We start from the raw sequence: 23,922 nt of genomic DNA on the forward strand, positions 1-23,922 counted from the left end.
GAAATATTTTATTAGGGCTAGTCAGTTGTCTTGATAGAGTAGATAAGGCTTTCGTTGTATCTTGAACCTTTCGACATCTCTTTTCCATCTTGCTTTTATTTCATCAGCACTTTTACCTCCTTCTATCATTTTACGTACATAGTCGGTACCGACCAGTAATTCAAAAAAAGGTCTGAAAAAACGATCTCCCATATTCAGATTATGATAGGCGTCAATTAAGTAGTCTAAGTTTATTCCTTTTTTCCAAATTTCTTCGTCACTAAGATTACTCAAGTTTACTCCGTGGCATAATTTGTTAAGTTGCGGCGGATTTTTTGCTCCTGGAATACTACGAGGAGTGAAATTGTAATTGTATCCGGTCATATTAGGATGGCCGTATACTTGAAAAGGTAGAGTGGTGCCACGTCCCAAGCTTACTGGAGTCCCTTCGAAAAGGCAGATGGAAGGGTATAGATAAATCGCTTTCATGTTCGGTAAGTTAGGCGAAGGAGGAATGGGCAGGCGATACATTGTCTGGTGTGTATAGTTCTTACAAGGAATGACGGTCACGTCGCAAATTCGTGAAGAAGGTAGCCATCGTTCGCCATTGACCATCAAGGCAAGTTCGCCTAGTGTCATTCCGTGTACAATGGGGATAGGTAATCCGCCTACTCCCGATTTATATTTCATATCCAATATTGGTCCGTCAACATAATGGCCATTTGGATTTGGTCGGTCCAGAATCAGTATTTTGCGGTCATATTCTGCGCAGGCATCCATCAAACGCACCATAGATATATAATAAGTGTAGAAGCGTAACCCCACATCTTGTATGTCTACAATCAATATATCGAACTTTTTCATGGAGGCTTCACTCGGTTTCTTCGACTTTCCGTTGTAAAGAGAAAGAATGGGTACTCCTGTTTTTGAATCGATTGTACTGGATACATGTTCGCCGGCATCAGCATTTCCACGGAAACCATGTTCTGGTGAAAAAATTGCAACTACATTAAAGTTGTTTTCCAATAATATATCCAGCAAGTGCTTATTTCCCACCATTCCGGTGTGATTGGAAAATATAGCAATTCGTTTATTTTTTAGAATTGGAAAATATGCTTTAGTCTGCTCAGCACCTATAATTACATCGCTCTTTTGTGCTTGAGCAAAGAGAGTACTACATAATAAGACGACTATGAGTAGGATCTTTTTCATAAAAATAGTATTAGGAGGAAGTTCTTGTTGTAGCAAAGATACTTTTTATTTTAATATCAAAAACAATTATTTAGAAATATTTTATATTATAATTGATAATTTACAGATTGGTTGTTACAGAGTAAAACTTTTTAGCTAAAGGTGTAAAATTCTTCCTAATTCCATAGCTATCAAGACTATGGAAACAGGAAGAATCTCTGTATTTACCAGGTATGGTTGATTACCAACCCGGATTATTGGGGGCTAATTGTGGATTTAAAGCTATTTGTCCGGTTGGAATCGGATATAAATAATGTTTTTTATCGTATATACGACTACCATCTTTACTTCCGTCAATATATTTACCAACTTTATTGGCTTCACAACCATCCATGTCATTGGCTACGTTAGCACCTAAGATGATATCGGGGTATTTGGTTGTATCCAATTTATCGAGTTGATGCCAACGTATTAAATCCCAATATCGGTTATCATTATCGAACATCAGTTCACAACGGCGTTCACGACGAATCTCCCAGATTAAATCGCTAACCCCATGGTTATTTGCAGGATCACTGAAACCGACGATAGGGTTTAGATGTGGTAATCCAGCACGGTCTTTTAGTAAGTTGATAGATTTATCCAAGTCATCTTGAGTGATATTACCTAATTCAGCGCAGGCTTCCGCATAATTTAAATAAATTACTGACAACCAAAATAAAGGAGCATGAGTATAATTCTTTCCTGATTGACTTCTAAAACCTTCCGGGATAGCTTCATTATCGTATTTAGCCACTCCATAACCTGTCGAAGAAGTTGATTCCATGCCGGTGTTAAATCGTGTAAATCCTCTGCCATTATACAGGAGTACTGTATCAATTGTTTGGGCCAGTCGTTTATCCCGGACAGCGAGAATGGCTTTTAAAGATAAATGTCCGTATTGGAAAGGTGCTTCGTCACTTTTATTCAAAGAAGTCAATGCCATGGGCTTACCATCTTTAAACAGGTAGGATTCGAACGCATTTTTACTCATACCGCTGATTTGAGTGGATGAGCATGTGTAGTCGATAGTGGAGTGCATGAGTAATCCTTCTTTGTATGCTTTGTATAAAATCATTTCCGGATTACTGCTTAAATCTGTCGAGTTATAATTCCCCTGATAAGAGGTGTTTAATTTATAACCTTTGCTCATAACGGCCAGACATGCTTCTTTGCAGGCTGTGAGGTATCTGGCAGCACCTGTTGCATCGGGGGCTTGCTGTCCATCTTCATTTTTGCGATATTTACGAAAAGTGCCTTCGTAGAGGCATACCTCAGCTTTCATTGCGTTGGCTAATGAACGGCTCCAAGTCGTTTTACTGGGAATATCTTTGATATTGGTTACCGCAAAGTCCAGATCTTCCAGCACTTTGTCCATCACCATATCCCGATCCTCGCGGTTGCCATATATTTCTCCTTCATCATTGATGTTAAGTGCTTTGTCTATCCAAGGTAGATTACCATACATACGTACTAAGTGATAGTATTGCCAAGCTCTCATTAAGCGGGCTACTCCGAGCCAATGATTTTTGGTTGCTTCGTCCAATGAAGCAACTGTCGGTACATTCTCGAGCATGATGTTAGCGCGGCGAACCTCAATCCAGCCATTTTTCCAGGCAGCACTTGTTGAGGGTGCATTGTCCGGATAAGTCCATTTGGCAAAGCTCATTCCGGCTTGATCGTCAGATAATGTCTTGAAATAGAAATCACCGTAACCATTGCCGTTACCATATCCTAAGAATTGTTCGTAGAATGCATTTGCATATCCGGATATATTTCCTTCACCGGTCCAAAAGTTATCATTGGTAAAAGAGTCCAGAGGACCTTTGTCTAAGATACTGTCACAACCGGATACTACAGCCAATGACAGCAGACATGCTATATATTTAATTTTTTTCATATAATTCGCTATTAATTGTTTATGGTATATTAGAAAGTAACTTGTAAACCGAACGATACGGTACGATACATCGGGTCTACTCGTCCCCAAGTTCCATTGCCGTAATCACTGCTTCCGCCATTGGCTATAGCTTCAGAAGTATTTACTTCCGGGTCTACAGGAGCATTACTCTTATTTATAAGTTCGCAAATATTATTAGCACTGAAATAAACGCGTACTTTATCCATGTAAACTTTACGTGTCCAATCTTTTGGTAAGGTATATCCTATAGTCAAATTTTTGAAACGTAGATAGGCCATGTTTACCAGGTATTTACTTTGCGGATAGAAGTTATGATTACCTAAATCAAGTACGCTGACTGTACCTTTTCCTGCATTACCCGGCCACATGCGTGGGAAATCAGCATTAGGGTCCGGATTTTCATCTGTCCAATAATTAGCTTGATTTGCATAAATCGCATCGGCACCACGCATCATTGGCATTACGAAAGCTGATTGTGTCCATGCATCACATTTGCCTACACCTTGAAAGAACATATCAATATCTATTCCTTTCCATTCGCCACCCAGACGAAAGCCGTACTGGTAACGGGGAGTGGTATTACCAATCACCTTTAAGTCTCCGTGATCTTTTACCGTACCTTCACCTCCATTAATTTCTTTGTCGTTATTCAGATCTTTAAATTTAATATCCCCCGGACCGTAAACAAATCCGTCTTGTTCTAATTTTTTCTGAGAAGCAATCCCTTCTTTATAAGAACCGTCAGCGTTAAAATCGTCTTTTGTAAAATATCGATCGGTCTCAAATCCCCATATATCTCCATATACTTTACCGCTATAGTTTTCATTCAAGAGTTGGCTGTCGTTATCCCATTTGGTGATGACAGTCTTGAAATCACCTATACTGGCATTGGCATATACGTTTACTTCATTGAAATGATGACGCCAATCAATACTTAATTCCCAACCACGTGTGCGTAAGGTACCTGCATTGATTTTCGGTGCACCTGCACCTAGCACGTCCGGCATTGTCTGACCCGGTGCTAACATATCTTTGGTTGTGCGTTGGTACCAGTCAAAAGATATGTTCAATTCGTTATTGAAGAAACCAAAATCACCACCGATATCCAGTGTTTGAATACGTTCCCATTTTAAGGTCGGAGAGACCAAAGAAGGAAGATCGTAAGCTACCACTTTGTTACTGCCGTTCAACCAGTGTGTATTGCCGTCTGTTCGTTTTGAGACAGTTGAAATGTACATGTTGCTACCTACTGCCTGGTTACCGATTTCACCATATGAGGCACGTATTTTGGTGTTGCTGACTACTTTTTTGATGGGCTCGAAGAATTTTTCCTCACTGATACGATAGCCTACAGAGCCGGAAGGGAAGAATGCCCAGCGATCACTTGATGGGAATTTGGATGAACCGTCGTATCGTCCGTTCAATTCCAACAACCAGATACCGTTATAATCATAGTTGATGCGTCCGAACCATCCGGCAGTACCCCATTCGTTATGCGTTCCACCTACAGTTTGATCTCCTGTTGCCAGGTTGAATTCAGGTAGTTTATCATCCAATAGCCCTTTACGTTGTGACCAATGATTCTGATATTCACCTTCTTCAGCATTGGCACCGATCATAAAGTTGAAATGGTGGTCTTTTGCAACTGTTAGTTCGTAATTAGCGAATACATTTAATGCGTAAGAATTGTCGCGGACTGAATTCTGATATACCCATGTATCTCCATTAGCTCCTGCTGCGGTAGTAGGAGTATTTAGTTTACCTCCCCAAGAGTTCCAACATATTACGGGTAATCCTACTGATTTGGTCGTTTTATTGTTGATATTAAATGTATAATCGGCATTCAAGGTTAACCCTTTGATAATAGTTGCTTTTAAGAAGGCACCTATACGAGTATAAGAGTCATTAGTCTTATCATCTCCTGCTTGTTTAAGGTATGCGATATCATTTTTCATATCGATTCCCTGATAAGTACCATAAGGACCGAAGAAACTTCCCCAGCGCCACATATACGTATAAGTATTACGGCGGGTATTAGGGGTGGTGTATGCCTTGTCACTATAACTGAAGCGGCCACCGATTTGTAACCAATTTGTTATGTCGGAAGTGACATTCATATTAGCGTTGTATTTATTCAACTTATCCGGGTTGAATGTCATCACTCCTTCCTCGTGATTATAGCCAACGGACAAAAAATAGGATGTTTTCCCACTGGTTCCCTGTATTGATATATTGTGACTTTGTGCGGGTTTCCAGTCTCGAAACATAATTCCAACCACGTCCCAATCTGCATAATATAGTGCGCTACCATCTTCTCCCAAATCAAAATCATCACCCGGAATCATTTCGCGATATCCGGCTTTTTTACCTCCGTGTCTTTGCTTCCAAGCTTCAGCTTTTGCTATGAAATTGTCATCCATGTACATACCGAACAATTCATTCTCGAGATTGGCACGAGTGTTGGCCGCACGCAAAGCTCTGGCCTGTGTAGCTACATCCGGATAGTTCGGAAGTATGGTTGGTGTATCCCAGGAGAAATTATTGGTATAATTGATTGTGACTTTATCTGTTTTCTTTGCAGATTTTGTTGTTACTAATATAACACCAAATGCTGCTCTTGTACCATAGATAGAAGTGGAGGCTGCATCTTTCAAAACAGATATATTATCGATATCCTGTGTATTTAAATATGAGATATCGTCCATTGGCACACCATCTACGACAATAAGCGGGTTACTGGTTGCACTGTTACTCAGTGTTCCGGTACCACGGATAGTCATGGTTGGTTTGCTGTTTAGTTTTCCACTGGTATTAGTGATGGTCAATCCCGGTACTACACCTTGCAGAGCTTTGGACACATCGGATTGTGGACGGGCTTCCAAAGTCTTGCTGACATCTACAGTGGATACTGCTCCGGTAAGGTTTGCCTTTTTCTGGGTTCCATAACCTACCACTACCACTTCATCTAGTAATTCGTTGTCCTCTTTCAGGACAACTTTCATGCTTTTAGTTGCTTTCACATCTTGCGGTTGGTATCCTACAAATGTGATTTGCAGAGTGGTACCTACTTTTACATTTAGTGAAAATTTGCCATCCATGTCGGTTACAATCCCATTGGTTGTCCCTTTCTCTACGACACTGGCACCAATAATCGGTTCGCCGTTTGCATCTACTACTACACCCGTCACGGTTTGTATTTGCATTTGTTCAGTCACCTTGTAACTACTGCCGGAAGCAGTTTGATTAGCCATTGCATTGCTGCTACCTATAATTAAGGCAGTAATAGCCATGGCTATAAGGAGGTTGCTGTTCGCTAATCCTCGTTTCTTGCGATCTTCATTCATAAAAGATAGATGATTTAATTGTTTTGTTTTTCATTTGATTTCTCAGGAAAATGCAGGTAAAGGTAAAATAGGAGGGTAGGCTAAGCTATCCTTGGTTTGGATAATTATTTATCATAGGCATTTCATTTAAAGGTTTTAATTTTTATGTTATCTCTATTTGTTTTTAATAAGTCCTGTTAATCCTTGTTTTTGGCCAGTTTAATTAATATCAATTGGCTTTGTTGATTCTTTTAAGAGATAAATTGTTTATTATTAACAAAGGTTTAGAAACTCTTTGGAGTTCTACTATGGCAAAGATATATTTTATTTTAATATCAAGAACAAATATTTTATATAATTTAGATTTATATTTGTATATTCACATTATGACGCTTCTCTGTTTTATAAAAATGATCTGTGAATACATTTATAAGCGATGGTTCTTAAGGTTTAGAAACATTTTTTAGATATTGTGCGCGCTTTTAGGACTCTTCGATGTTCATGGAGTGAAACTCGATTAAACCATTCATAGGTGTCTCTTCTATAACATCTATCTCTACTCCGAATTCCTGTGCTACTTCTTGTAAAATATCTGGATACGCATAAGCTAGTGAGCCTACAAAGCGGATGGGATAGTTTATATAATCGTATTGGCATACGTTGCGGTTAAAGAAACTACGGAGATTGTTAGTTAATAGGTTATATACATATTCATTATCCATATAATCTCCTAAGAAATACGCAATGGTTCCTAAAAAACGATTAGGGAAAGGAAGATTATATACAGATTCCATGACATCATTGACCGAGATACGAAACTTCTCATGAAATTCATTTGCCAATTCTTTGGGAGCTAGTCCTTTAAGAAGGTCAGCTAAAAAAAGTTTTCCAAGAACGGCTCCACTGCCTTCATCTCCTAAAATATATCCGGCAGCTTTCACATTTTTGACTATAATTTTACCATCGTAAAAACAGGAATTTGATCCGGTACCCAAGATACAGGCAATTCCGGCTTCACATTTAAATAAACCACGAGCTGCTGCCAGCAAATCGCTTTCAACCTGAATGGGAGTTTTGAATTGTGCCACTAAAGAGGCACCTAAGATATTTTTCTTTTCATATGAACTGCATCCGGCACCATAGTAATATACTTGATCCAGTTTTTTTTTGAAGAATGATTCCGGTAGTCCCAACCTGACGCTTCTGCTAATTTCTCTTCTAGTCTGGAAGAAAGGGTTTAGCCCTTCGGTAAACACACGTTGTACGAGATGATTGTCTTCAACCAATGCCCATTCCGTTCTTGTAGAACCACTTTCCGCAATAAGTTTCATTTCGCAGCCTTTTTGATTTGGATACAAATATATAATATTTTTTGTAATTTGATTTGTTTTGATCGGAAAGTTTTTTCATATCAAATAAATGCATTCGGAAATGTAGTTCCCTCTTTGAATGCTTGTGCGGAACAATCTTTTGTTTTTATCCTTGTGTCGGACCTGATCAAATCATTCTTATTTAATAGATTGTATGAAGTTTATAAAAAGAAAATCTCAGCCGGATTGACTACCTGGCTGAGATGAATTGAAATATTAAATCTTATAATGGTTATCTGCGGTTAAATCCGGATTTTAATTTATCCGATATTTCCTTCTTTAATCAGATATTCGGCAATCTGGACAGCATTCAGTGCGGCTCCTTTTTTGATTTGATCACCTACAATCCAGAAGGTTAATCCACAGTCATTGGTCAGGTCTTTACGGATACGACCTACATAAACGGGATCTTTGCCTGCCAGGAACAAGGGCATCGGATATTCTTTCTCGGCAGGATTGTCTTGCAATACCAATCCTTCACCTTTGGCAAAAGCTTCACGAGCTTCTTCTATCGAAATAGGACGTTCTGTTTCCACCCAAATACTTTCAGAGTGAGCACGAAGTGCCGGAACACGTACACAAGTAGCACTTACTTTCACGTCAGAGTGCATGATTTTGCGTGTTTCGTTATACATTTTCATTTCCTCTTTCGTATATCCGTTTTCTGTGAATACATCAATTTGAGGAATCAGGTTGAAGGCCAGCTGATACGCAAACTTTTCAACAGTGACAGGTTCATTGGCTAAAACCTGACGATACTGTTCGTAGAGTTCGTCCATAGCTGCTGCACCGGCACCGCTCGCTGCCTGGTAAGTAGATACATGCACAGTTTTTATATGAGAAAGCTCTTCGATGGCTTTCAGTGCGACAACCATCTGAATGGTTGTGCAATTCGGGTTGGCAATCACACCACGTGGACGATCTTTAGCATCAGCTGCATTTACTTCGGGCACTACCAAGGGTACATCGGCATCCATACGGAAAGCGCTGGAGTTATCAATCATTACCGCACCATACCGGGTAATAGTCTTCTCAAACTCTTTAGACGTGCCTGCACCGGCCGAAGTGAAAGCAATGTCCACCCCTTTAAAGTCATCGTTGTGTTGCAGAAGTTTGACCTCGATCTGTTTACCGCGGAAAGTATATTTAGTTCCGGCACTACGTTTAGAACCGAACAAAACTAACTCGTCCAACGGGAAATTTCTCTCATCGAGCACGCGTAGAAACTCTTGTCCTACGGCTCCGCTTACGCCAACAATAGCTACTTTCATCTTTTTCTTTTGTTTTTATGTGAATACTCTCCTTACAATTCAAGCCAATCGTAAGGATTTGGCTGCAAAATTATAACATTTTGCAATATAATCAGCATTTTAGAGAGAAGATTTCTCTTTGAAAATCTCTTTCCTTATGAATTGGCGGTGTGATAACTTTTTTGTTATTTTGCAGATAAATACAAAAATACTGATATATGCATTGGTTTGACCTCAGTTTACAACTCCCGATAACAGACCCCACGTGGGTGTTTTTCTTGGTTTTGATCATTATTCTTTTCGCACCGATGATATTAGGACGTCTGCATATACCTCATATTATCGGCATGATTTTGGCCGGAGTGGTTATCGGTGAATATGGCTTTAATGTTCTCGAGCGGGACAGTAGTTTCGAATTGTTCGGAAAAGTAGGCCTCTATTATATCATGTTTCTGGCCGGACTGGAAATGGATATGGAGGATTTTAAGAAGAACCGGACAAAAGGACTGGTCTTCGGATGGTTTACATTTATCATTCCGATGGCATTGGGGGTATGGAGTAGTATGGAATTGCTGGGATATGGATTTACTACAGCGGTATTACTCGCCAGTATGTATGCTTCCCATACACTGATTGCCTATCCCATTATCAGCCGTTATGGATTGTCCAGACTCAGGAGTGTAAATATAACCATCGGCGGTACGGCGGTAACGGTTACGTTGGCTTTGATTATTCTTGCCGTCATTGGTGGTATGTACAAAGGAACTGTCGACGGTATGTTTTGGGTGCTGTTAGTGGTGAAAGTTGCATTTCTGAGTTTTCTGATCGTTTTCTTCTTCCCGCGTATCGGTCGATGGTTTTTCCGTAAGTACGATGATAGCGTAATGCAATTTGTCTTTGTACTCGCGATGGTCTTTTTAGGTAGTGGTTTGATGGAGTTTGTCGGTATGGAGGGTATTTTGGGAGCTTTTCTTGCCGGACTTGTATTGAATCGCTTGATTCCGCATGTTTCTCCTCTGATGAATCGGTTGGAGTTTGTCGGAAATGCCTTGTTTATTCCATATTTCCTGATTGGTGTGGGGATGATAATCGATGTCCGAACCCTGTTTACCGGTGGTGAAGCTCTAAAGGTTGCCGTAGTGATGACCGTATTCGCTACTCTAAGTAAATGGTTGGCAGCTTGGATCACACAGAAGATTTATCATATGCAGCCCAATGAACGAAGTATGATGTTCGGTTTGAGCAATGCGCAGGCTGCTGCTACGCTGGCAGCAGTATTGATAGGGCATGAAATCATTATGGAAAATGGAGAGCGGTTGCTGAATGACGATGTGCTCAATGGCACGGTAGTAATGATTCTCTTTACGTGCGTCATCAGTTCGCTTGTAACCGAACGTTCGGCAAGGCGTTTTGCTCTGCACGAAGAGATGCAGTTTGAAGATAATAAAGAGAAGACAGAACAGGAGCAGATTCTGATTCCGGTAGCAAATCCGGATACCATTGAAGATCTGATTAATCTTGCCTTGGTCATCAGAGATACTAAACAGAAAAAAGAATTGATCGCACTCAATGTAATCAATGATAATAACAATTCGGAAAATAAGGAATTACAGGGTAAGCGGAATCTGGAAAAGGCGGCAATGATTGCTGCTTCTGCCGATGTTTCGGTCAATATGGTGAGTCGTTATGATCTTAATATTGCTTCGGGCATTATTCATACCATTAAGGAGTACGATGCTACAGATGTAGTGATCGGTTTGCACCGTAAGGCAAATATTGTCGATTCATTTTTTGGTAATCTGGCCGAAAGCTTGCTGAAAGGTACCCATCGGGAAGTGATCATCGCCAAATTCTTAATGCCCGTCAATACACTTCGGCGTATTATTATTGCTGTGCCGCCAAAGGCTGAATATGAAACCGGATTTTCCAAATGGGTAGAGCACTTCTGCCGCATGGGAAGTCTTTTAGGATGTCGGGTACATTTCTTTGCCAACGAGCAAACCCTGATGCGACTGCAGCAGTTGGTAAAGAAAAAGCATGGTAGTACGCCCACTGAATTTTCCAGGTTGGACGAGTGGGATGATCTGCTTCTACTGACCGGGCAGGTAAATTTTGACCATCTGTTGGTGGTTATTAGTGCACGGCGCGGATCTATCTCATACGACCCTTCATTCGAACGTCTACCCAATCAGCTCGGAAAATATTTCTCAAACAACAGTCTGATTATATTGTATCCCGATCAGTTTGGTGAACCACAGGAAATTGTTTCATTCTCTGATCCGCGTGGCTACAACGAGTCTCAACATTACGATAAGGTAGGTAAATGGTTCTATAAATGGTTAAAGAAGAATTAATGGAGAACTGGCAACAGAGAACAGAACTCCTTTTAGGAGCGGAGAAGATGGAACGCTTGCGGAAATCGCATGTGTTGGTTGTCGGATTAGGAGGAGTAGGTGCTTATGCAGCCGAAATGATTTGTCGTGCAGGCGTAGGGCGAATGACAATAGTAGATGCTGATATTGTACAGCCCACTAATATTAACCGCCAGTTGCCGGCTACTCATGCCACTTTGGGTATGGAAAAAGCGAAGGTGTTGGAAGCACGTTTCAGAGATATTAATCCGGAAATAGAGTTGACTGTATTGCCTGTTTATCTGAAAGACGATAACATACCCGAACTGCTGGATGCTGCACGTTATGATTTTATAGTCGATGCCATTGACACCATAAGTCCAAAGTGTTATCTGATTTATCATGCTCTTCAGCGACGCATTAAAATAATATCGAGTATGGGTGCAGGAGCAAAGAGTGATATTACACAAGTGCGTTTTGCCGACCTTTGGGATACTTATCATTGTGGTCTTAGCAAGGCCGTCCGGAAGCGTTTGCAAAAAATGGGGGTAAAGCGTAAGCTTCCCGTGGTGTTCAGTACGGAACAGGCGGATTCGAAAGCAGTATTGCTGACTGATGATGAGAGGAACAAGAAATCCACTTGCGGAACTGTGAGCTATATGCCGGCGGTGTTTGGCTGTTATTTGGCAGAGTACGTTATCAAAAGATTGTAAGATTATGATTCATTTAGAAGGTATAACCAAGAGTTTCGGCTCTTTACAAGTATTGAAAGGGATAGATTTGGAGATAACCCAAGGAGAAGTGGTAAGCATCGTGGGACCCAGTGGAGCGGGGAAGACTACTTTACTTCAGATAATGGGTACTTTGGACAGTCCCGATGCGGGGATGATAAACATTGACGGTACCAATGTAAGCCGGATGAAGGAGAAAGAGCTTTCCGCTTTCCGTAACAAACACATTGGATTTGTCTTTCAGTTCCATCAGTTGTTACCGGAGTTCACGGCACTTGAAAATGTAATGATTCCTGCATTTATAGCCGGAGTGCCGACTAAGGAAGCTTCGATGCGTGCTATGGAGATTCTTGATTTTATGGGATTGAAGGAACGGGCATCTCATAAACCGAATGAACTCTCCGGCGGAGAGAAACAGCGGGTAGCTGTAGCCCGTGCATTGATCAATCAACCGGCAGTTATCTTGGCCGATGAACCTTCCGGAAGCTTGGATTCCCATAATAAGGAAGAATTGCATCAACTCTTTTTTGACCTGAGAAATCGTTTCGGACAGACTTTTGTGATCGTGACCCATGATGAAGCATTAGCAAAAATCACCGACCGTACGATCCATATGGTAGATGGAAATATCATTTGATTACTCAAAACAGATGTAGTGGCTGATTCGCTCCAGATCTTGAGGCGTAAACTCTTCGTAGAGAGAAAGTTGCTTCAGACTTTTTAATATTCCTTTCTTTTTTCTGTATTCTACGATTATTTTGGCTTGGTAGAAGTTGATGTAAGGATGAGCTTTGAGCCGTTCGATACCGGTTCGGTTGATATTCAGCCGTCGGGTATTGCTGGTTGCCACGTTAAACCAGGGGCGGAGCTTTTCTACATCGAGATGTATCTCCTTCAATTGTGCTATATCATAAAATCCTCCTAAACGGTTGCGATATCCTGTTATCATCTGGGCAATTCCACTACCTATACCGGGGATCTTCTTCAGTTCCGTTGTGTCTGCACTGTTCAGTTCGACTACTGTTCCGGCTGCATATTTAAAAAAATTCAGTGTGTCTTCTTCTATCTTTCGGGTATAGAGGCGAAGTGTATCTTTGGGCTTTGCGAGCGTAGCTATATAAATATAAGGTAGGAGCATTTCGTATTGTTCCTGCGTTAATCCGTATACTTTCCGGAAGTCTTCCGCCCGACGGAATTTTCCACCTTTATTTCGATACTTTAGGATGTTCTTTGCCATCCATGCCGGCAGTCCCAAATCAAGGAATCCGACAGAGTCGGTGATATTAGGGTCAAATGTAGTCAGACGGACTGTTCGTGGGGGCTGAAAGCGGTTATTGTGTGAATATATCTTTTGTTCTTTTTCGCGGATGGAGGACATAAAACCGGCATATTCCTTTTTAAACTTTTCCGTATCGTTTTTTGCCGTGTTCTCTTTGACAGGGATCAACCATCCGGCCACAAATACAAGAATACACAAAACGGCAAGTATCAGGATACCTTGCCGTTCTGCACGTGTGAAGTAAAAGAAGTCTTTCCACATTTTTATTTCAGTAGCCCCAGTTCATTAATGAAGATCACTGAAATGGCAATCGGGGCTACGTATTTCAGAATAAAGATAATCAGTTTATAGGTAGGAACTTTCAGGGTACCGTTATTCGTGATTTCCGACCAAACGAGTTTCTTATCCAGATACCATCCGGTAAAAATGGAAATGAGTAATCCGCCCAATGGCAACATCAGTTTGGCAGTTACGAAGTCGAACAAGTCGAACATACCCAGTCCGAAGATGGTGAACTCCTTGGTAACTCCCAGAGAGAGTGAACAGAGTATCCCTAACAGAATACAACCTGTCGTCACTAACCGGGCAGCTTTTCCCCTTGTAAAGTTGAACTCCTCGTGCAGGTAGGCCGTAACCACTTCGTGCAATGAGATGGTAGAAGTCAGAGCTGCCAGTGCCAGCAATACGTAGAACATCACTGAAAAAATATATGCCAGTATCGGTATTCCGCTGAAAGCCTGTTGGAACACGTTAGGAAGGGTTATAAAAATTAAACTGGGTCCGGCGTCCGGTTGAATTCCTACCGAAAACGCTGCAGGAAAGATGATAAAACCGGCTAGTACAGCGACAAATGTGTCGATGATTCCTACGCTGAAAGCCGTTCGGGTGAGGTTGGTGTTTTTGCTGAAATAGGAGGCATAGGTACACAGGCATCCCATTCCAAGGCTGAGTGAGAAAAACGCTTGCCCCATAGCTCCCAGAAATACATTGCCATCTACTTTACTGAAATCTGGTTTTAGCAGAAACTCTATGCCTTTGCCCGCTCCCGGCAAAGTGACAGAGCATCCCACCAGTATTAAGATAATGATGAAGAGGGTCGGCATCATAATTTTAGATGATTTTTCGATTCCCTTCTCTACCCCTTTCACGATGATGAAATGGGTAGCGAGTAAGAATAACGTGAGCCATAGGGCCGGACGCCAGGGATTGCTGGAGAAACTTTGGAAAGAAGAGATGAACTCCGCCGGAGTTTTACCTGCAAAACTGTTGCTGACAGCTTCGAATATATATTCTAATGTCCATCCGGCCACTACAGAGTAATAGCCAAGAATAAGGAATCCTGCCAAAACTCCCATTCGTCCTACCCAACGCCATTGAGTGCCGGGAGCCAGTATCTGGTAAGCACGGGCAGTATTAGCCTGTGAGTGCCGTCCGATTAAAAATTCAGCTATCATAATCGGTAGTCCGAGTAGGAGGATGCATCCCAGATAAATAAGAATAAAAGCAGCTCCTCCATGATTTCCCGTTTCATAAGGGAATCTCCATATATTGCCCAGTCCGACGGCTGACCCTGCAGAAGCTAATATCACACCCAGTTTACTACCAAAGTTTCCTCTTTCTTTTTTTGTCATAAAAAGTATATGTTATCTTACAATTCGATAGATTTTCTCGCTTTAAACGTGCAAATATAGAAAATGTTCCTTATATTTGCGATTCATCTGTAATTTATTTAGGTATGCTATCGTATATTAAGAAATATCCCGTATCGCTCTTTATCATTCTTGCGGTCATCTATCTGTCGTTCTTCAAACCTCCTTCAACGGAGATTAGTAAAATTCCTAATATCGATAAGGTCGTTCATATTTGTATGTACTTTGGCATGTCCGGTATGCTATGGCTGGAGTTTTTACGGGCACACCGTAGAGACCACACTCCGGTGTGGCATGCTTGGGTAGGAGCATTCATTTGTCCGGTGTTGTTCAGCGGATGTGTAGAATTGTTGCAGGAATATTGTACGACCTATCGTGGAGGAGACTGGATGGACTTTGCAGCCAATACCACAGGTGCGGTATTGGCCAGTCTGATAGGATATTTTATTGTCCGTCCACGTATATTAAGTAAAAAGTAGACTTTTATAAAAATTCAACAACCGTGCTCAGTTTGATACCATTCGATCCTTTGATCAGGATGGTGTAGTCTTTAGGCTTTTCCGTTTGCAGTTCCTTTATCACTTCCTGTGCATTGGCATAGGTGTGATAAGGAGGATGAGTTGCTGTAAATTGTTCTCCAACCAGCAGGACTTTCTCAAAAGAACATTCTTGCAGGAAGTCCACGATTTTGCGGTGTTCAGCTGCACTTTCCGCCCCCAATTCACGCATATCGCCTAATATCAGCATTTTCTTTTTCACAGTCATATTACGGAAGTTCTGCAGAGCTGCCATCATGCTGGTCGGATTGGCATTGTAGGCGTCTATAATTAGTGTATTATCCGCGGTTTTTTTTAGTTGTGAACGGTTGTTGCGGGGAGTATATCCGGCTAGTGCTTCATCTATTTTTCCGGCTTCCACTCCAAAGAACCGACCGATAGTAACGGCGGCCAACGCATTTGGGAAGTTATATTCGCCGATAAGCTGAGTTTGCACTTTGTGCAAGTCACCATCTTTGCCTGCTTTCCATTCGAAAGTCAGATAAGGGGAATTCCCGGTCACATGTCCGTTTACATAAAGTGCGTCTTCACTTCCGTAGGGAATCAGATTCAGGCCATGAGCGATGTCCATCAGATAAGCATTATCATGGTGTATAAAGACGGTAGAATCTTCCTTTTCACGGAGATAGTCATATAATTCTCCTTTGGTGCGGATCACTCCTTCGAAGGAACCGAATCCTTCCAGATGCGCTTTTCCCACATTGGTGATCATTCCATAATCCGGCTCGGCAATGTGTACCAGAAATTTTATCTCTCCGGGATGATTAGCCCCCATTTCGATCACTGCCAGTTCATGTTCTGCTTTTAGGCGAAGCAGAGTCATGGGCACTCCAATGTGGTTGTTTAGGTTTCCTTCTGTGTAGAGTACATTGTGAGATTTCGACAAGACAGCAGAAATCAGCTCTTTAGTGGTTGTTTTCCCGTTGGTTCCGGTAATGCCGATCACTTTTGTACCCAGTTGGCGGCGGTGATAATTAGCCAGTTGCTGAAGGGTTTGCAGGCAATTGTCCACCAGAATGATATGTCTGTTGTTTTCCGGAGCATATTCGGCTTCATCTACGATGGCGTATGCACAGCCGTCTTTTAATGCTTGAGCTGCAAAAGCGTTTCCATTGAATGATTCGCCTTTCAGGGCAATAAACAGTGAACCTGCAGGGCAGTTGCGGCTGTCGGTGGTCACTACGGCACAATCCAGGAATATCTTGTAGAGAGCAGAAAGTTTCATAATAATCGGTTTTTCTCTGTTGTGGGTGCAAAATTACATTTTCTATTTCAGATTATCATTAAACAAGAAAGAATTTCGCTTGGTATAGGAAATGACAAGCATTACGATGCTGATGCATAGATTGAATACAAAAGCAAACTGCTGAGATTTGATGTGGAATACAGTCGACTGGAAGAAGTCGATAATGAAGGGACATAGCAGGATGGCAAGATAGTTCATCGCCATTACGAATGCCAGTGCCAGTGTCACTTTGCGTGAAATAGCCGTATGGGTTGTCTGGTTGTAGACAACAGGTTGGATAACTCCGTACCCCAGCCCGACCAGGATACATCCCGGAGCTATCACCCATTCTTTGGGTGAGATCCAGATCAGTGCCAGTCCGATGCCGATACTCAAAAAACTGTAGAACTTTGTTTTCTCTTTCAGAGTGCCTACGATCCGGTTCAGAAAAAAACCGGGAGTCATGATAGCCAGAAAGAAGAGAGAAATCATAATACCGGAGTTACCACTGGTGAAATGATATTCTTCCATCAGGAATGGCAGGTTGAAACTGACTACCAGTACCAGAAAGGTAGCCAGTCCGTAAACACCCATAATGCCTGCAAGATGGCGAACGTGAATGCCGTATTTGCTGTTACCGGTATCTACATCTTCTTCTTTGTCTGCCGGGGCTTTGTCGTTGGTAAGCGAGGTACTGCCTTCGCTTGCCATGCTGCGTTGCAGATATACCGAGAGTACGAGTGAAATGATTGGAAGCAGATAGACGACGAATGGGAGATGCCAGTTGACTTCAGCGAGGTATCCGGTTACTGCCGTAGCTACTACCAGTGTTATGTTGGTGATGGCCGAACTTAATCCGAACTGTTTCACACGGTATGAACCTACGAAGTATTTGGAGATTAATCCGGTGGATAGCGGGACGATCAGTCCGGAGCCTACTCCCAGTAAGGCACTCACGGCAATCAGTTGCCACATCTGTCCCGACAGCAGGTAGAGCACTCCGCTTAGAGCAAAGATGGCAAGTCCGGCTTGGAGCAGACGGATGAAATTGACCCGTTCCGTCAGTTTACCTGCCAAAAGGATAAATGGGATAATCAATAGTGAAGGCAGAGACGAAAGCATTTGTATGTCCAGTTCGGTGGAGTGTGGAAAGATGGCGGAGAGCTTCCCCAGAATAGGAGAAACCGCCAGCCCCGGTAGGGCATTCAAGGCCGAGATAGACCAGATGCCGATGAGGGTAATAAGGGGAATAGTCCCATGGCCAGTTTGAATACGCATAGTTATATAGGTATTATAAAGTTTAGGTGTGTGAAGAACAAACGATCCGTTAGAATGTTCGGCACACAAGCAGCAGAAAGTGTGTTGGGATATCTTCCTATTAGGGCTGGAGATAACTTATTAACTTTTCCGTCGCCCCCCTTTTTAATAAACCCCAAATAATGTAAAACCGAAGAACTTTCATATCCTCTCACTGTTGTTGTGGGAAATTCGACGGGGAAAATCCCCATCGCCTAAACCTAATTAAAAATAAGAGTAATTATGGAAGATTTAAATTTCAGAAAAGGTGATGCTAAAACAGAAGCATTTGGTTCAAACAGAATGTTACAACCCTCTCCGGTAGAGAAAATACCTGATGGTCCTACTACTCCGGAAATCGCCTATCAGATGGTGAAGGACGAAACTTTTGCTCAAACTCAGCCCCGTCTGAATCTTGCTACATTCGTGACTACTTATATGGATGATTATGCAACGAAGCTGATGAACGAAGCTATCAATATCAACTACATTGATGAGACAGAATATCCTCGCATTGCTGTGATGAACGGTAAATGTATCAATATCGTTGCTAATTTGTGGAACTCTCCGGAAAAAGATACCTGGAAAACCGGTGCATTGGCTATCGGTTCTTCAGAAGCTTGTATGTTGGGTGGTGTAGCTGCCTGGTTGCGTTGGCGCAAAAAACGTCAGGCCCAGGGTAAACCATTTGATAAACCTAACTTTGTCATTTCAACCGGTTTCCAGGTTGTTTGGGAAAAATTTGCTCAGTTGTGGCAGATTGAGATGCGTCAGGTGCCTTTGACGCTGGACAAGACCACACTTGACCCGGAAGAAGCCCTGAAGATGTGTGATGAAAATACAATCTGTGTAGTTCCAATCCAAGGGGTTACATGGACCGGTCTGAACGATGATGTTGAAGCCCTTGACAAAGCCCTCGATGCGTATAACGCTAAAACCGGTTATGATATTCCTATTCACGTAGACGCTGCCAGCGGTGGTTTCATCCTGCCGTTCCTGTATCCTGATACCAAATGGGACTTCCGTCTGAAATGGGTTCTTTCCATCAGTGTATCCGGCCATAAGTTCGGTCTCGTATATCCGGGTTTGGGTTGGGTTGTCTGGAAAGGCAAAGAATATCTGCCCGAAGAAATGGCTTTCAGCGTAAACTACTTAGGAGCTAACATTACTCAGGTAGGTTTGAACTTCTCTCGTCCTGCAGCTCAGATTTTGGGACAATATTATCAATTTATTCGTTTAGGATTCCAGGGATACAAGGAAGTACAATACAACTCTTTGCAGATTGCCAAATACATCCACAGCCAGATTGCTAAGATGACTCCGTTCGTCAACTACTCGGAAGATGTAGTAAACCCGTTGTTCATTTGGTACATGAAGCCGGAATATGCAAAGAACGCCAAATGGACTCTTTACGATTTGCAGGATAAGCTGGCTCAGCATGGCTGGATGGTTCCGGCATATACATTGCCTGCCAAGCTGCAAGATTATGTGGTTATGCGTGTCGTTGTCCGTCAGGGATTCAGTCGTGATATGGCCGACATGTTGCTGGGCGACATTAAGAATGCTATTGCCGAACTGGAAAAACTGGAATACCCGACATCCACTCGTATTGCCCAGGAGAAGAATCTGCCGGTAGAAGCCAAAGTATTTAACCATACCGGTAAACCACAAGCTGCCAAGAAATAAATAATATGAATTAGTATGGACAAAAAAATATCTATTTCCCAAATAAAAGAGGTTGTGCAGCAGGCCTACGAACAGGTAAAAGGTAATACAGGCGGTAAGAATGCCGATTATATTCCTTATCTGGCCAATATAGACAAAAACCTTTTTGGTATCAGTGTCTGCCTGCTGAACGGTCAGACCATTACCGTGGGTGACTTTGATTATCGTTTCGGTATTGAATCCGTATCTAAAGTGCATACAGCCATTCTGATTCTCCGCCAATACGGGGCACAGAAAGTGCTTGAGATGATCGGTGCGGATGCTACCGGACTTCCTTTTAACTCTATCATTGCCATCTTGTTGGAGAATGACCATCCGTCTACTCCGTTGGTAAATGCCGGAGCCATCTCGGCTTGTTCCATGGTGACTCCGATTGGTAATTCAGATAAGAAATGGGACGCTATCGTACAGAACATTACCGATCTTTGCGGTTCTGCTCCACAGTTGATCGAAGAACTCTATAAGTCGGAGACAGCTACCAATTTCAATAACCGTTCTATTGCCTGGTTACTGAAGAACTATAATCGTATCTATGACGATCCCAATATGTCACTGGACCTTTATACTCGCCAGTGCTCTTTGGGGGTAACTGCACAGATGTTGTCGGTGGCTGCCGGTACGGTTGCCAATGGCGGTGTGAATCCTGTGACTAAAAAGCAGGTGTTCGATGCCGAACTGACTCCTAAAATCACATCTATGATTGCTACCGTAGGCTTCTACGAACATTCGGGCGACTGGATGTATACTTCAGGTATTCCTGCCAAGACCGGTGTAGGTGGTGGTGTGATGGGAGTATTGCCGGGTGTATTCGGTGTATCTGCCTTTGCTCCTCCTTTGGATGGCTCGGGCAACTCGGTGAAAGCACAGTTGGCCATTAAGTACATCATGAACAAATTGGGATTGAATGTATTCAATGGTGCGAGAGTGACCATCGTCGATTAGAAGTAGCGGTAACGCTTTACCGTTTTTTTGTTTAGGTTGCTCCGAGGGCGGTTTCCGCCTGAGGGGCAACCTTTTTGGGGTATTATCAGTCTGCTTTTATCAGCGGCAATGTAAGTATGAAGCGGCATCCCTTGGTATAAGTCTTATCTATGATGAGGCTACCTCCTAGCTTTTCGGCAATAATCCGACAGATGGGAAGCCCTAACCCTGTTCCTTGCGAAAAATCGTTCAGCTTGGCAAAACGTTCGAATACATACTCTTGTTGCTCCACTGGGATACCTTTCCCTGTATCGGTAACGGTATATACAATCTGTTTTTCTGTGGGCGAGATGGTGTAAGCCAGCGTGATATTCCCCTTGTCAGTGAATTTAATTGCGTTGTGTAGCAAGTGGGTCAGTATCTGCGCTACCCTTTCCGGGTTGGTCAATATCATAAGTGGTCCGCATGACGGTTCGAAACGGAGTGATACCTCTTTCTTTATACTGTTCCGGGTTCGTTCGATGCTGAGCAGGCAACAATTGTTGATGTCTTCGGGCTTATCGTAGGGCAATATTTCCGACTGGTCTAGGTAAGAGATGTCGAGTACGTCATTGATCAGCCGCAGTAAATTGCTGCTGCTGATTTCGATGATCGAGGCGAACTCTCTGATTTCATCATTATCTTCTTCTTTGAAATAGTTGCTCAGTACCTGAGAGAATCCGACGATTGAATTAAGAGGAGTGCGAATTTCGTGTGACATACTCTGGATAAAAGTTGTTTTCATCCGGCTTGCGTTTTCCGCCTGTTCTTTGGCTTTGCGTAATTCTTCTCCGTTTTCTACCAATTCTTTGTTCTGCTGTATCACTTTGGCTTCCGATCTCTTCAGTTTTTTATTCAACTTTGAGATGTGGAAAAGTAACATCGTTCCTGCCACCAGAATAATGACCAGCGAGACAAGTGCGATATTGATTTTCTGCAATTTTTCTTCCTGCATGTGCAGCAGTAGTTCATTTTTTTCTTTGTGTAGCTGTTCTACTTCCATAATGGTATAGAACTCGTTGGTTGAGTTTTGTATTTCCTGGCTTCGGATGGAGTCTGTTGCCAGGATATAATCCCGATAATATTGGGCAGCCCGGGCCTTCTGGTTCATTTCCCAATAGATGTCGCCTTGTTTCTGGGTGAGTGTATAGTCCAGGTATTTGTTAATGCTCGATGAATCATTCTTGATCTCTTCTATCACGTCAAGTGCTTTCCGGTACTGTCCGGTGTTCCGGTAGTATTCTATTTGTATATAGAATAATCCGCTTTTATAGAGTGTGAGTGATTTATCTTTTTCGAACAATTGCTCCAACTCCACAAGTGTTTTCCGGGCTTTTTCGTATTCTTTTGTTTCCAGATAATATAGAATATAGGCTTTCTGTACAGTGAATATCTGATATGAACTCCTGGTACATTTCGATCCTTTTTCCAGTGCTTTCAGCGCTTCGTCGGGGCGGTGCATTTCAAGAGCGCATTGGGCGAGTGAAGCATATTGAGTGGGCAGATTGATATCTTCTATTTCATTTTCTTCAATCAAGGCTATTTGTTTCCGGAAGTTTTCATAAGCCAGTTTAGGATTCGATTGAGTCATGTAGACCGTCCCCAATGTACGGTAACATTGTACGATTCCGGGAATGAAATTATCAGCCTCCGCTGACTGAAGCATTTTCCGGGCTTCGTAAATGGCAGTGTTGGTTTGGTGTTGTTTGATATAATAGATAATCAATCGGCTTCCCCATGCAAAGTAGAAATATTTCAGTTCATTATTCCTTCGGCTGATTTTCTTCACGCGGTCTACCATGACAAGGATACTGTCCGGATTGTTTTGATAGTAGTAATAATCCAGTTTCAGGGCCACGGCAATCACCTGCATCCGTTTGTCATTTTTTTCTTGAGCCATGCGCGTAAGAGTATCATTTGTTTGCAGAAAGTCCGGATCTTTGATTTGTGCCTTACATCTGATCAAGTATTGTTGAAGAGTACTGTCCGTTTTAGCGAACAGGTCTTCGGCTTGGGCTTCGAATCGCGAACAAAACAAAACCAGCAGGAGTGCTATGAAGTGACGGTACGGTTTGGAGGACATATTTTTGAGTAGTCTTGATAGCTGCAAAGATAACTTTATTTTTAGTGTGCTGATAGCATTAGGACATTTATTTTTCTTTATCTTTGCGTCAATCAACCGTAATAACAGAAAATGGATTCAACGATTTTCAAAAGCCTGAATGTGAACGGTCGTTTACTTGATCTTTCCATTCCGCAGGTTATGGGTATACTCAATGTTACACCCGATTCTTTTTATGCAGGTAGCCGAAGCCGGACAGAAGCCGATATTGCTGCACGTGCCCGTCAGATACTTGATGAAGGGGCCTCTATGATTGATATAGGAGCTTATTCGTCACGTCCGAATGCCGAACACATCTCGCCCGAAGAAGAAATGCGGCGTTTGCGTACCGGTCTGGAAATATTGAACCGGAATCATCCGGGTGCTATCATTTCAGTTGACACATTCCGTGCCGGAGTGGCTGAGGAATGTGTGAAGGAGTACGGAGTGGCTATTATCAATGACATTTCGGCCGGTGAGATGGACGAACAGATGTTTCCGACGGTGGCTCGCCTGAATGTACCTTACATTATGATGCACATGCAAGGTACTCCTCAAAACATGCAAAAGGAGCCCCATTATGAAAATTTGCTGAAAGAGGTCTTCATCTATTTTGCCCGGAAAGTACAGCAATTGCGTGACTTGGGAGTGAAAGACATTATTCTCGATCCCGGTTTCGGCTTCGGCAAAACGTTGGAGCATAACTACGAACTGATGGCGCATCTGGAAGAGTTCGGCATTTTCGAACTTCCCTTGTTGGTGGGAGTTTCCCGCAAGTCGATGATTTATCGTTTGTTTGGAACCACACCGCAGGAAGCACTCAACGGGACAACAGTACTCGATACGGTAGCTTTGATGAAAGGTGCCGATATTCTCCGTGTGCATGATGTGCGTGAAGCTGTCGAGTCGGTTCGGCTGATAGAGAAATTAAAAAGTGTATCGGCTTGTTCCTGATACCCGTATACTTAACCCTTA

18 protein-coding genes are annotated in these 23,922 nt (G+C 42.4%); 7 read left to right on the forward strand and 11 right to left on the reverse strand.

Annotated elements, in window-relative coordinates:
- Positions 1–21: 21 nt before the first annotated feature.
- The 5 genes from BF9343_RS01770 to BF9343_RS01795 form a co-directional block, all read right to left on the reverse strand.
- Positions 22–1,191: an exo-beta-N-acetylmuramidase NamZ family protein gene (locus BF9343_RS01770; RefSeq protein WP_010992018.1), complete on the reverse strand. Its 1,170-nt coding sequence runs from the start codon at positions 1,189–1,191 to the stop codon at positions 22–24.
- A 220-nt stretch (positions 1,192–1,411) separates the two neighbouring features.
- Positions 1,412–3,109 (reverse strand): RagB/SusD family nutrient uptake outer membrane protein, encoded by a 1,698-nt coding sequence (locus BF9343_RS01775; RefSeq protein ID WP_010992019.1) that lies wholly within the window; start codon positions 3,107–3,109, stop codon positions 1,412–1,414.
- A gap of 29 nt (positions 3,110–3,138) precedes the next feature.
- Positions 3,139–6,474, reverse strand: coding sequence for a SusC/RagA family TonB-linked outer membrane protein (locus BF9343_RS01780; RefSeq protein ID WP_010992020.1), 3,336 nt, complete (start codon positions 6,472–6,474; stop codon positions 3,139–3,141).
- A gap of 461 nt (positions 6,475–6,935) precedes the next feature.
- Complete coding sequence (locus BF9343_RS01785) at positions 6,936–7,784, reverse strand: hypothetical protein (protein WP_005784255.1); 849 nt, start codon at positions 7,782–7,784, stop codon at positions 6,936–6,938.
- A gap of 299 nt (positions 7,785–8,083) precedes the next feature.
- The gene (locus tag BF9343_RS01795) at positions 8,084–9,094 is read right to left on the reverse strand and encodes an aspartate-semialdehyde dehydrogenase (protein WP_010992021.1); all 1,011 of its coding nucleotides are present in this window, start codon (positions 9,092–9,094) and stop codon (positions 8,084–8,086) included.
- Positions 9,095–9,291: 197 nt separating this feature from the next.
- On the opposite strand from BF9343_RS01795, the gene BF9343_RS01800 reads away from it, so the two are divergent.
- The 3 genes from BF9343_RS01800 to BF9343_RS01810 are packed head-to-tail and all read left to right on the forward strand — an operon-like array spanning position 9,292 to position 12,792.
- Complete coding sequence (locus BF9343_RS01800) at positions 9,292–11,427, forward strand: cation:proton antiporter domain-containing protein (RefSeq protein WP_005796581.1); 2,136 nt, start codon at positions 9,292–9,294, stop codon at positions 11,425–11,427.
- The gene (locus BF9343_RS01805; RefSeq protein WP_005784262.1) at positions 11,409–12,137 is read left to right on the forward strand and encodes a tRNA threonylcarbamoyladenosine dehydratase; all 729 of its coding nucleotides are present in this window, start codon (positions 11,409–11,411) and stop codon (positions 12,135–12,137) included. Before BF9343_RS01800 ends, BF9343_RS01805 begins: the two co-directional genes overlap by 19 nt.
- A gap of 4 nt (positions 12,138–12,141) precedes the next feature.
- Entirely contained in the window at positions 12,142–12,792 is a 651-nt protein-coding gene (locus BF9343_RS01810) for an ABC transporter ATP-binding protein (RefSeq protein WP_005784263.1), read from the forward strand.
- Here the strand turns inward: BF9343_RS01810 and BF9343_RS01815 are convergent, their stop codons facing one another.
- Both BF9343_RS01815 and BF9343_RS01820 read right to left on the reverse strand, forming a co-directional pair.
- Complete coding sequence (locus BF9343_RS01815) at positions 12,793–13,695, reverse strand: helix-hairpin-helix domain-containing protein (RefSeq protein WP_010992023.1); 903 nt, start codon at positions 13,693–13,695, stop codon at positions 12,793–12,795.
- A gap of 2 nt (positions 13,696–13,697) precedes the next feature.
- A complete protein-coding gene (locus BF9343_RS01820) occupies positions 13,698–15,065 on the reverse strand; it encodes a sodium-dependent transporter (protein ID WP_005796577.1) in 1,368 nt (455 codons plus the stop codon).
- A 104-nt stretch (positions 15,066–15,169) separates the two neighbouring features.
- Between BF9343_RS01820 and BF9343_RS01825 the strand changes: the two genes are divergently transcribed.
- Positions 15,170–15,562 (forward strand): VanZ family protein, encoded by a 393-nt coding sequence (locus BF9343_RS01825; RefSeq protein WP_005796576.1) that lies wholly within the window; start codon positions 15,170–15,172, stop codon positions 15,560–15,562.
- A 4-nt stretch (positions 15,563–15,566) separates the two neighbouring features.
- Here the strand turns inward: BF9343_RS01825 and BF9343_RS01830 are convergent, their stop codons facing one another.
- From BF9343_RS01830 to BF9343_RS24145, 3 genes are read right to left on the reverse strand one after another with little or no spacing between them, the layout of a single operon-like run.
- The gene (locus BF9343_RS01830) at positions 15,567–16,865 is read right to left on the reverse strand and encodes a UDP-N-acetylmuramoyl-tripeptide--D-alanyl-D-alanine ligase (RefSeq protein ID WP_010992024.1); all 1,299 of its coding nucleotides are present in this window, start codon (positions 16,863–16,865) and stop codon (positions 15,567–15,569) included.
- A gap of 42 nt (positions 16,866–16,907) precedes the next feature.
- Positions 16,908–18,143 carry an MFS transporter gene (locus tag BF9343_RS01835; protein ID WP_005801628.1) on the reverse strand — a complete coding sequence of 412 codons (1,236 nt, stop codon included), beginning with the start codon at positions 18,141–18,143 and terminating at the stop codon, positions 16,908–16,910.
- Positions 18,144–18,145: 2 nt separating this feature from the next.
- Positions 18,146–18,373: a hypothetical protein gene (locus BF9343_RS24145; RefSeq protein ID WP_005784274.1), complete on the reverse strand. Its 228-nt coding sequence runs from the start codon at positions 18,371–18,373 to the stop codon at positions 18,146–18,148.
- A 31-nt stretch (positions 18,374–18,404) separates the two neighbouring features.
- On the opposite strand from BF9343_RS24145, the gene BF9343_RS01840 reads away from it, so the two are divergent.
- Both BF9343_RS01840 and glsA read left to right on the forward strand, forming a co-directional pair.
- Complete coding sequence (locus tag BF9343_RS01840) at positions 18,405–19,847, forward strand: glutamate decarboxylase (RefSeq protein ID WP_005784276.1); 1,443 nt, start codon at positions 18,405–18,407, stop codon at positions 19,845–19,847.
- Between the two features lie 15 nt (positions 19,848–19,862).
- Positions 19,863–20,828, forward strand: coding sequence for a glutaminase A (gene glsA / locus BF9343_RS01845; protein ID WP_005784278.1), 966 nt, complete (start codon positions 19,863–19,865; stop codon positions 20,826–20,828).
- 85 nt (positions 20,829–20,913) lie between these two features.
- On the opposite strand, the gene BF9343_RS01850 is transcribed toward glsA, so the two are convergent.
- Positions 20,914–22,929, reverse strand: a complete 2,016-nt coding sequence (locus BF9343_RS01850) for an ATP-binding protein (protein WP_010992025.1) — start codon at positions 22,927–22,929, stop codon at positions 20,914–20,916.
- Between the two features lie 111 nt (positions 22,930–23,040).
- Between BF9343_RS01850 and folP the strand changes: the two genes are divergently transcribed.
- Positions 23,041–23,901, forward strand: a complete 861-nt coding sequence (folP, locus tag BF9343_RS01855) for a dihydropteroate synthase (protein ID WP_005796563.1) — start codon at positions 23,041–23,043, stop codon at positions 23,899–23,901.
- The last annotated feature ends 21 nt before the right edge of the window (positions 23,902–23,922 follow it).

This window comes from Bacteroides fragilis NCTC 9343, from assembly GCF_000025985.1.
In the GTDB taxonomy this organism is placed as follows: Bacteria; Bacteroidota; Bacteroidia; order Bacteroidales; family Bacteroidaceae; genus Bacteroides; species Bacteroides fragilis.